Raw genomic sequence first — 9242 nt, forward strand, 5'->3', positions numbered from 1 at the left:
GGTAGGGTCAACACTACGAGAATCCCGTCGACGCGAGTGAAGCCCGGTGAAGACTCCTGACAAGCTGACGCCCACCTCCCTGCGAGAGGCCTTCGGCCATTTCCCGTCCGGCATCATCGCTATCGCCGCCGAAGTCGACGGTGTCCGTGAAGGCTTGGCGGCCAGCACGTTCGTCCCGGTGTCATTGGATCCGCCGTTGGTGTCGTTCTGTGTGCAGAACACCTCGACGACGTGGCCGAAGCTCAAAGATGTCAAAGCGCTGGGCATCAGCGTTCTCGGTGAGTCGCACGACGGCGCCGCGCGCGCGCTGGCGGCCAAGACCGGGGATCGCTTCGCGGAGCTGGAAACGGAGTCCTACAGCAGCGGCGCGGTCTTCATTCGCGGCACCAGCCTGTGGATGGAGACGGTGATCGAGCAACTCATCCAGGCTGGGGACCACACGATCGTGGTTTTGCGGGTCAGCGACGTTCGGGTCGACGCGGATGTTGCGCCGATCGTTTTCCACCGCAGCGCGTTTCGGCGCCTCGGAGTCTAGGTACGCCGGGGAGGCTAGGGACGCCGGCCGAGCTCCTCGCGGTAAGCCTGTATCCGTCGCTCGATTTCCGCGGCGTCCTGGTCGCGGTGCTCCTTGTGCGCCAATTCGGCACGGGCCGTGAGCTCCGCGATCGCCGTGCGAATGTCGTTGACGCTGGTGGGCTTTCGGATCGTCATTGGTCACCGCCTTTCCGGTTGTACCCGACGGTACGCGGATCCGCGGCGACTGAACACCCGGCTTTCAGCGACGGAAGAGCTTGTTACCCAGCCAGACGATCGGGTCGTACTTGCGGTCGGCGACGCGCTCCTTCATCGGAATCAGCGCGTTGTCGGTGATCTTGATGCCCTCCGGGCAGACCTCGGTGCAGCATTTGGTGATGTTGCAGTACCCGAGGCCGTGCTCTTCCTGGGCTTCGTCCCGCCGATCGCGGGTGTCCAGCGGATGCATCTCCAACTCCGCGATCCGCATCAAAAAGCGCGGGCCGGCGAAGTGTGGCTTGTTGTCGTCGTGGTCACGGATCACGTGGCAGACGTTGTTGCACAGGAAGCACTCAATGCACTTGCGGAATTCCTGGGAACGTTCGACGTCTTCCTGCTGCATCCGGTACTCGCCGGGCTGCAGGTCCTTCGGCGGCGCGAATGAGGGGATTTCCCGCGCCTTCTCATAGTTGAAGGACACGTCGGTCACCAGATCGCGGATCACCGGGAAGGTCCGGATCGGCGTCACGGTGACCACCTCGTCCTCGGCGAAGGTCGACATCCGCGTCATGCACATCAGTCGCGGCTTGCCGTTGACCTCGGCCGAGCAGGAGCCACACTTGCCGGCCTTGCAGTTCCACCGCACTGCCAGGTCCGGTGTCTGGGTCTGCTGCAGGCGGTGGATGATATCGAGCACCACCTCGCCCTCGTTGACCTCGATGTTGAAGTCCTGCAGGCCGCCGCCGGTCTCATCGCCACGCCATACCCGCAAAGTCGCGTCATACGTCATGAGCGCTGCTCCTTCTCATCGCTTCGCTCTGCATCGTCGTCAGCGCGGGTCATCAGCCTCTCCGTCCTGGGTGGTCGGCCAACTCTTCGTCGGTGTAGTACTTCTCCAACTCCGAGATCTCAAAAGCCTCGAGCAGGTCGGGCCGCATCGGGATCTGGTCTTTGCGCGTCACCGCGACGTCGGGAACGATCGGGTCGTCGCCGCTGGCAGTGCAGACCAGCAGCACCTTGCGCCACGACGGGTCCATCCCCGGATGGTCATCGCGGGTGTGCCCGCCGCGGCTCTCGGTGCGCTCCAGCGCGGCCTTGGCGACGCACTCACTGACCAGCAGCAGGTTGCGCAGGTCAAGGGCCAGGTTCCAGCCCGGGTTGTACTGCCGGCCACCCTCGACGTGGATGTGCTTGAACCGTTCGCGAAGCTGGTCGAGCCGACTGAGGGCCTCGGTGATCTCCTCCGATTTGCGGATGATGCCCACCAGGTCGTTCATCGACTGCTGCAGGTCGAGCTGCAGCGTGTAGGGGTTCTCCGCGGCAGCGCCGTTGGCGGGGGCCTCGAACGGGGCCAGCGCCCGCTTGGCGGCGGTCTCGACGGCGTCCTCGGCGACGTTGGGCCGGCCGGTCAGCGCCCGCACGTAGTCGGCCGCGCCCAGTCCGGCACGACGGCCGAAGACCAGCAGGTCGCTCAGCGAGTTACCGCCCAGCCGGTTGGAGCCGTGCATGCCGCCGGAGCACTCGCCCGCGGCGAACAGGCCGGGAACAGTGGCGGCGCCGGTGTCGGCGTCCACCTCGATGCCGCCCATCACGTAGTGGCAGGTGGGCCCGACTTCCATCGGCTCCTTGGTGATGTCGACCCCGGCCAGTTCCTTGAACTGGTGGTACATCGAGGGCAGCCGCTTTTTGATCTGCTCAGGTGTCAGCCGCGAGGCGATGTCGAGGTAGACGCCGCCGTGTGGGCTGCCGCGACCGGCCTTGACCTCGGAGTTGATCGCGCGGGCGACCTCGTCACGGGGAAGTAGGTCAGGTGTACGACGGGCCGAGTCGTTGTCTTTGAGCCACTGGTCGGCTTCTTGCTCGGACTCGGCGTATTGGCCTTTGAACACCGGGGGGATGTAGTCGAACATGAAGCGCTTGTCGTCGGAGTTCTTGAGCACCCCGCCGTCGCCGCGCACACCCTCGGTGACCAGGATGCCCTTGACGCTGGGCGGCCAGACCATCCCGGTCGGGTGGAACTGGATGAACTCCATGTTGATCAGCGTCGCGCCGGCCCGCAGCGCCAGCGCGTGGCCGTCGCCGGTGTACTCCCACGAGTTCGAGGTGACCTTGAAGGACTTGCCGATACCGCCGGTGGCCAGGACGACGGCGGGCGCCTCGAACAAGATGAACTTGCCGGTCTCGCGCACGTAGCCAAAAGCTCCCGCGATTGCGTCACCGTCTTTGATCAGTTCGGTGATGGCGGTCTCGGCGAACACCCGGATCCGGGCCTCGTAGTCGCCAAGCTCGGCGTGGTCCTCCTGCTGCAGCGAGACGATCTTTTGCTGCATGGTGCGGATCAGCTCCAGGCCGGTGCGGTCGCCGACATGCGCCAGCCGCGGGTAGGTGTGCCCGCCGAAGTTGCGCTGGCTGATCTTGCCGTCCTTGAGACGGTCGAAGAGCGCGCCGTAGGTTTCCAGCTCCCACACCCGGTCGGGGGCTTCCTTGGCGTGCAGCTCGGCCATCCGCCAGTTGTTCAGGAACTTCCCGCCGCGCATGGTGTCGCCGAAGTGGGTCTTCCAGTTGTCCTTGGGGTTGGTGTTACCCATCGCCGCCGCGCAGCCGCCCTCGGCCATCACCGTGTGGGCCTTGCCGAACAGCGACTTGGACACCACCGCAACCTTGAGACCGCGTTCCCGCGCCTCGATGACCGCGCGGAGACCCGCGCCGCCGGCACCGATGACGACCACGTCGTAGGAGTGCCGTTCGACCTCAGTCATTACAACCTCGCTCAGCTATTTCGGTAGTTCTGAAATGGCTTCTCAGCCAATAAATCTCAGGTCGGAAATGGTGCCGCTGGCGACCAGCGCGATGTAGAAGTCGGTCAGCATCAACGTGCCGAGCGTGATCCACGCGTACAGCTTGTGGCGGGTGTTGAGCCTGCTGACCTGAGTCCAGATCCAGTACCGCACAGGGTGTTTGGAGAAGTGCTTGAGTCTTCCGCCGGTGGCGTGCCGGCACGAGTGGCAGGACAGCGTGTAGACCCACAGCATGACCACGTTGACGACCATGATCGCGTTGCCCAGTCCGAAGCCGAATCCGCCCGGTCCGCTTTCGGAGTGGAACGCGATGATCGCGTCGTAGCTGTTGATCACCGAGATGATGCCGGCGGCGTAGAAGAAGTACCGGTGGGTGTTCTGCACGATCAGCGGGAATTTGGTCTCACCGCTGTAGTGCACGCGAGGTTCGGCCACCGCGCAGGCCGTCGGCGACTGCCACACCGTGCGGTAGTAGGCGCCTCGGTAGTAGTAGCAGGTCAGCCGGAACAGCAGCAGGAAGGGCAGCGTCAACGCCGCGAACGGCAGCCACCACACGTGCGGCAGGATCTGCGGCCAAAAGTCGCTGGCCTCACCGCAAGCCTTGCTGACGCAGGGCGAGTAAAACGGCGTCAGCATGTGGTACTTGGGAACGAAAAAATAATTCTGTTGAAACGCCCGGAACGTCGCGTAAATGACGAATGCGGCGAACCCCAGGTCAATTCGCAGCGGCGACATCCACCAACGGTCGGTGCGAAGCGTTCGCTGATCGATGCGTGCTCGCGTGGGTGAAAAGACACCGGACGCAGGACGGTTCGCCGTGGGTGCGCTCATCAAATGTTCCTCTTCGAACGGGGTGTTCGTCGAAGACTACCCAGGCATGCCCCAATGGTTCTCATCGGGGCGTGAAATCAGGACCGGTGGTGGCCCCCGACACCTTCATCGTCGACGTCGCGCCAGAAGTCGCGGTCGTAATCGGTGTCGGGAATGGTGATCTTTTCGCTGGGTTGCCGCACGGCGACACGGCCCAAGTCGAATTCGGAAACATCGCTGTCAAGTAATTCGACATCGCCGAGCAGGCGGTCGGCGTCGATGACGATGCGGCGCACCGCCGGGTTGTCGCCGTAGCGCGCTTTCAGTGAACTCACGCACCGCCGCAGCCCGCCGATGAGGTCGTGCAGTTCGCTCAGTTCGGTAGTGGTGGACAACGGATCTCCTAGCAGGCAAAGGTGTCATGGATCACAGTACCGACCCATACTATCGGCTACCCGGCGCACGCGTGAGCCAGATCACGCGCGGCGGCTGTCCAGATGCGCCGCGGGTCGACGCACACCGACTGTCCTGATCGCCGGCCAAGCGCCGTGTCGATGTTGTCGGCGCGGCTACCAGACCTCACCGTCGCGCCAGTCGCACGCCAAACCGGCGGCGGGGTCGAGGTCGGTCCCGAGCGGGAACACGAACACCGACCCGTCGTCGTCGGGCGTGCGCGTCTGTCCGGTGGGCGCCAACACCGACGTGGGCCCTCGCCACGGCAACCAGCCGCGCAGCGTGTAGAGGCGCCGGCCGCGGTCTGAGGAACTCAGCGCCCCAAGCTGGTAACCGCCGCGGATCACCTGTTCGCAGGCGTCGAGTATCGCGATAGCCAGCCCCTGCCCGCGCCAATCCTCGCGCACGGCAACAGCTTCGATGTATCCGCAGCGCAACGCCGTGCCGCAGTACAGCAGCCGCCGCTGGATGACCGCACCGTGCGCGATGATCGCGCCGTGATGCCAGATCAGCGCGTGCATACCGCCCAGCGCGTGCTCCCAGTCGGTGTCGGTGAAGTCGTCGTCGAAGGCCGCGCTGACCATGTCGTGGGCGCGTTGCCGCGCGTCGATTTCCAGATCGGCGGTGTGGACCAAGCGCGCGGTGTGAACCGGGGTGGGCACACTGCTGGTCTACCAGTTCGGCTACTCCGCCGCCAGGGGGCGCGACCAGTGCAGTCGAAGCTGTTGGCCGGGGCGCACCTGGGCGACGTTGTCGATGTCCCGGTCGATGATGACGCCAACCACCGGGTAGCCGCCGGTAACCGGGTGGTCGGGGCCGAAAATAACCGGAAATCCGTTGGGCGGCACTTGGATTGCGCCACGGGTAACGCCCTCGCTCGGCAGTTGGCGGACCGGGTCGCGGTGGGTCAGTGGACGCCCCTGCAGTCGCATGCCCACCCGGTCGCTGCGATCGGAGGCGGTCCAGACGGTGTGCACCAGGGCGTCGGGATCGGCGAGCCAGTTCCGCCGCGGTCCGGGCACGACCAGGAGGTCGACGAGTTGGCCCGTGATCGCCGCGACCGGAGCCTGGTCCAGCGCGGGATAGTCGTCGGTGGGTGCGCCGATCGACAGCACGTCACCGCGCCGCAGCGGCGGCGGTCCGATACCCGACAGCACGTCGTAGCTGCGCGAGCCGAGCACCGGCGAAACGTCGATACCGCCGCGTATCCCCAGGTAGCTGCGCAACCCGGACTCCGGGACGCCGAGCGAGATCACCTCACCATCGCGGACATGGTGAATGCTGTTGGCGCCGAACAATCTCGAGCCGACGGCTGGATGGGCATCGGCGCCGGTCACGGCGACGTCGACGTCACCGCCGCGTACCCGCGCCGCGAATCCGCCCATGGTCACCTCGATGGTGGCGCGGTCGTCGGGGTTGGCCAACAGCCGGTTGGCCAGAGCGTGCGCGCGGCGATCCGCCGCGCCCGAGCGGGTGACGCCGAGATGGGCCAGGCCGGCCCGGCCGAGGTCCTGGATGACCGCCAGCGGTCCGGTGTGCAGGATCTCCAGCGTCGGCATGCGCTACGCCGATCGGAACTGGACTCGGGTGCCCGGTTTCAGCAATGCGGGATCGGGTCGATCGATGTCCCACAACACCGCCTCGGTGTGGCCGATCAGCTGCCATCCGCCGGGGGAGCGACGCGGATAGATTCCGGTGAATTCCCCGGCCAACCCGACGGCGCCGGCGGGAACCGAGGGTCGTGGGTCGGATCTCCGCGGCACGCGCAGGCCTGGATCACCGTCAACCAGATACGCGAAACCCGGTGCGAATCCGCAAAATCCGACGGTCCAGGGCTTGGCGGTGTGGGCGTCGACGACCTGGGCGGTGGTCAGTCCGGCCAGGTCGGCCACCTCGCGCAGATCGTCGCCGTCGTAGACGACGTCGATCACCAGCGGCGCGCCCGCGGCGGTCGCTGCTTCAAAGTCGGCAGCCACCACCACGGACTGAAGCCGACGGCGGACGGCGCTCTGCAAGCCGGACCCGTCGAGTTTGAGCAGCACTGTGCGCGCGGCCGGAACGATGTCGAGCACGCCGGGCATCGCGGCATCGCGTAACGCGGCCGACCACGCCAACACCTCAGCTGTGCTGTCGAATTGCAGCAACAGCGCGTGGTCTCCGTAGTCGAGAACTGGCACGCTCAGGCCAGGATGTTGGCGATCAGTGGCGGCAACTGGTCCGCCACCAGCGGGTAGCTCAGCGGCGACGCGTAGGCGATCGCTCCGGCTTGATCCTCGGTGGTGAAGATGCTATGCGAACGATTCTGCGCCACATGGGGATTCGCGAGTAGGGCGGCCTGTTCCGCTTCGCTCTCGGTGGTCCAGATCAGGATTTCGGCATCACCGAGGACCGACGTGATCTTGTCGCGCGAGATGAATGCGCGCCGCTGGTCGACGGTCAATGCGGTGAGGCTTTCGGGGAGGCTCAGGCCCATCTGGGTGAGAAAGTCGGTCTGCCACCCGGTGGTCGCGACCACGTTGTCGTCGTGCAGCTTGCCCTGAAGGAGTAGCACTCGTTTGTTCTTGAACTGCGGGTACTTGTCCGCGACGGCGGTAAACCCTTTGTCGACGGCGGTGATCAGCGCGGCCATCTGGCCGGGCTGAAAGACCGCCTCACCAATGGCTTTCGCCTGATCTTTCCAGGGCTCGAAGAATGCGTCGCCATCGGATTGCGCCAACGTCGGCGCAATCGCCGTCAGCTTCTGATAGGTGTCCTGGTCGAGACCGGCATCGGTGGCGACGATCAGATCGGGCTTGAGTGCCGAAATCCGGCTGACCTGAATTCCGTTGTCCAAGTTCAGCACAACGGGTTTAGCGGCCCCGAGTTTGGACTGGGCCCATGGCCACACCCCGAATGGCTGGTCGCCGAACCAGTTGGTCACCGCGATGGGCACGATCCCCAGCGCCAGCAGGTCGTCGCCCGTGGTGAAGCCGGCGCTGACCACCCGCTTGGGTGGCTCGGCGATCGTCGTCGCACCGAAGGCGTGGGTAATGGTGACCGGGCCCTTGCCGCCGCCGGTCACGGCCGGTGGAGCCTTGTCCGGCGTGCAGCCCGCGAGTGCGAGCAGTCCGCCAGCCGCGCCTGCGCGCAGGAACCCGCGGCGATTCCATTGCTGGTCCACGGCGTGAGCCTAGCGAAGTCAGCGAGTCGGCTTGGTGGTCTTGTGCATCCAGGGGCTGTAGTCGGCAATCAACTCCTCTTGCGGCGGCCGCTGCCCGTCGGGCACGTGCTGCAGGTTGATCCGGATCCGATACCAGATCGAACTCGGTCCGCGCATTCCGTCGACCAGCACGTCAGCCGGTTGCAGACGGTCGGCTGCTGCGGGATGACGCTCGCGCCAGGTGTCCAGTGCGGCCATCGCCTCGTCCCTGGTCTTGGTGCGGGCGACTTCGATGAGCGGCATCACCGACTGACGCCGTCTGCTCGTGTCGCGGCGCACGCCCCTCGGTGCCTTCTCCGCCGGACCGAGTTCGGATGCCAGCGTGAGTAACTGGTCGAGATCCCCTGCTGCGCCGGACATGCCCTCCCACGGGTCACCGATGTCGGCGTACCGCTTCGGTACCGTCGCCACGGTGAAGTCCGCGGGGTCGCAGTCGGGCACCTCGTCCCACCGCAGCGGGGTGGACACCCGCGCATCCGGGGTGGCCCGCACCGAGTACGCCGACGCGACAGTCCGGTCTTTGGCGTTCTGGTTGAAGTCGACGAACACGCCCTCGCGTTCTTCCTTCCACCATCGGCTGGTGGCCAGGTCGGGGGCGCGTCGCTGCACCTCGCGCGCCACCGTCTGAGCGGCCAATCGCACTTGCGGAAATGACCACTGCGGCGCGATGCGCGTGTAGATGTGGAAGCCGCGCGAGCCGGACGTCTTGGGCCAAGCGGTCAGCCCGTGATCCTCGAGCACCTCGCGCGCCACCTGCGCGACATCGACGATCTGCGGCCAGGTCACCCCGGGCATCGGGTCGAGGTCGACGCGCAGCTCGTCGGGATGATCGAGATCTTGGGCGCACACCGGATGCGGATTGAGGTCGATGCAGCCAAGATTGATCGTCCAGGCCAGTCCGGCCGCGTCGTGGATGACGGCCTCTTTCGCCGAGGTGCCGCGCGCATACCGCAGCTCGGCGACGTCGACCCAGGCGGGCCGCTTCGCCGGCGCGCGCTTCTGGAACACCGCCTCGTGACCGATGCCCTTGACGAATCGCTTCAGGACCATGGGTCGACCGGCCACTCCGCGCAGTGCGCCATCCGCGACGGCGAGGTAGTAGCGGATCAGGTCGAGCTTCGTGTAGCCGGCCTGCCCGTCCTGGTCAGGAAAGACCACTTTGTCCGGGTGCGTGACGTCGACGCGGCGTCCGCCTACGTCCAGCGATACCGCAGCCATGAGGTCGATGGTAATTGGGCAAAGCGTTCCCC

At 65.9% G+C, this 9242-nt stretch carries 11 protein-coding genes; 1 reads left to right on the forward strand and 10 read right to left on the reverse strand.

Annotated features, from left to right (window positions below; genetic code table 11):
- Window positions 1-46: 46 nt before the first annotated feature.
- Window positions 47-535, forward strand: coding sequence for a flavin reductase family protein (locus tag AC2VOG_RS12230; RefSeq protein ID WP_486940162.1), 489 nt, complete (start codon window positions 47-49; stop codon window positions 533-535).
- A gap of 14 nt (window positions 536-549) precedes the next feature.
- Here the strand turns inward: AC2VOG_RS12230 and AC2VOG_RS12235 are convergent, their stop codons facing one another.
- The 10 genes from AC2VOG_RS12235 to AC2VOG_RS12280 form a co-directional block, all read right to left on the reverse strand.
- A complete protein-coding gene (locus AC2VOG_RS12235) occupies window positions 550-711 on the reverse strand; it encodes a hypothetical protein (RefSeq protein WP_486940163.1) in 162 nt (53 codons plus the stop codon).
- Window positions 712-775: 64 nt separating this feature from the next.
- A complete protein-coding gene (locus tag AC2VOG_RS12240; RefSeq protein WP_486940164.1) occupies window positions 776-1522 on the reverse strand; it encodes a succinate dehydrogenase/fumarate reductase iron-sulfur subunit in 747 nt (248 codons plus the stop codon).
- Between the two features lie 52 nt (window positions 1523-1574).
- Window positions 1575-3491 (reverse strand): fumarate reductase/succinate dehydrogenase flavoprotein subunit, encoded by a 1917-nt coding sequence (locus AC2VOG_RS12245; protein ID WP_486940165.1) that lies wholly within the window; start codon window positions 3489-3491, stop codon window positions 1575-1577.
- Window positions 3492-3533: 42 nt separating this feature from the next.
- Window positions 3534-4361: a hypothetical protein gene (locus tag AC2VOG_RS12250; protein WP_486940166.1), complete on the reverse strand. Its 828-nt coding sequence runs from the start codon at window positions 4359-4361 to the stop codon at window positions 3534-3536.
- Window positions 4362-4438: 77 nt separating this feature from the next.
- Window positions 4439-4735, reverse strand: a complete 297-nt coding sequence (locus tag AC2VOG_RS12255; RefSeq protein ID WP_486940167.1) for a hypothetical protein — start codon at window positions 4733-4735, stop codon at window positions 4439-4441.
- Between the two features lie 174 nt (window positions 4736-4909).
- On the reverse strand, window positions 4910-5455 hold the full coding sequence (locus AC2VOG_RS12260; protein WP_486940168.1) for a GNAT family N-acetyltransferase: 546 nt from the start codon (window positions 5453-5455) through the stop codon (window positions 4910-4912).
- Window positions 5456-5476: 21 nt separating this feature from the next.
- A complete protein-coding gene (locus AC2VOG_RS12265; RefSeq protein ID WP_486940169.1) occupies window positions 5477-6352 on the reverse strand; it encodes a 5-oxoprolinase/urea amidolyase family protein in 876 nt (291 codons plus the stop codon).
- A 3-nt stretch (window positions 6353-6355) separates the two neighbouring features.
- Complete coding sequence (locus AC2VOG_RS12270) at window positions 6356-6976, reverse strand: 5-oxoprolinase subunit B family protein (RefSeq protein WP_486940171.1); 621 nt, start codon at window positions 6974-6976, stop codon at window positions 6356-6358.
- Window positions 6973-7953, reverse strand: coding sequence for an ABC transporter substrate-binding protein (locus AC2VOG_RS12275; protein ID WP_486940170.1), 981 nt, complete (start codon window positions 7951-7953; stop codon window positions 6973-6975). The genes AC2VOG_RS12270 and AC2VOG_RS12275 overlap by 4 nt, the downstream gene beginning before the upstream one ends.
- Window positions 7954-7971: 18 nt before the next feature.
- Complete coding sequence (locus AC2VOG_RS12280) at window positions 7972-9210, reverse strand: DNA polymerase domain-containing protein (protein WP_486940172.1); 1239 nt, start codon at window positions 9208-9210, stop codon at window positions 7972-7974.
- Window positions 9211-9242: the final 32 nt, after the last annotated feature.

The sequence above is a fragment of the Mycobacterium sp. TH-M11 genome (genome assembly GCF_057473725.1).

Bases quoted from the DNA above. Each gene is read 5' to 3' on its own strand.
- AC2VOG_RS12235 (WP_486940163.1), bottom strand. From the start codon at position 711: ATGACGATCCGAAAGCCCACCAGCGTCAACGACATTCGCACGGCGATC.
- AC2VOG_RS12240 (WP_486940164.1), bottom strand. From the start codon at position 1,522: ATGACGTATGACGCGACTTTGCGGGTATGGCGTGGCGATGAGACCGGC.
- AC2VOG_RS12245 (WP_486940165.1), bottom strand. From the start codon at position 3,491: ATGACTGAGGTCGAACGGCACTCCTACGACGTGGTCGTCATCGGTGCC.
- AC2VOG_RS12250 (WP_486940166.1), bottom strand. From the start codon at position 4,361: ATGAGCGCACCCACGGCGAACCGTCCTGCGTCCGGTGTCTTTTCACCC.
- AC2VOG_RS12265 (WP_486940169.1), bottom strand. From the start codon at position 6,352: ATGCCGACGCTGGAGATCCTGCACACCGGACCGCTGGCGGTCATCCAG.
- AC2VOG_RS12280 (WP_486940172.1), bottom strand. From the start codon at position 9,210: ATGGCTGCGGTATCGCTGGACGTAGGCGGACGCCGCGTCGACGTCACG.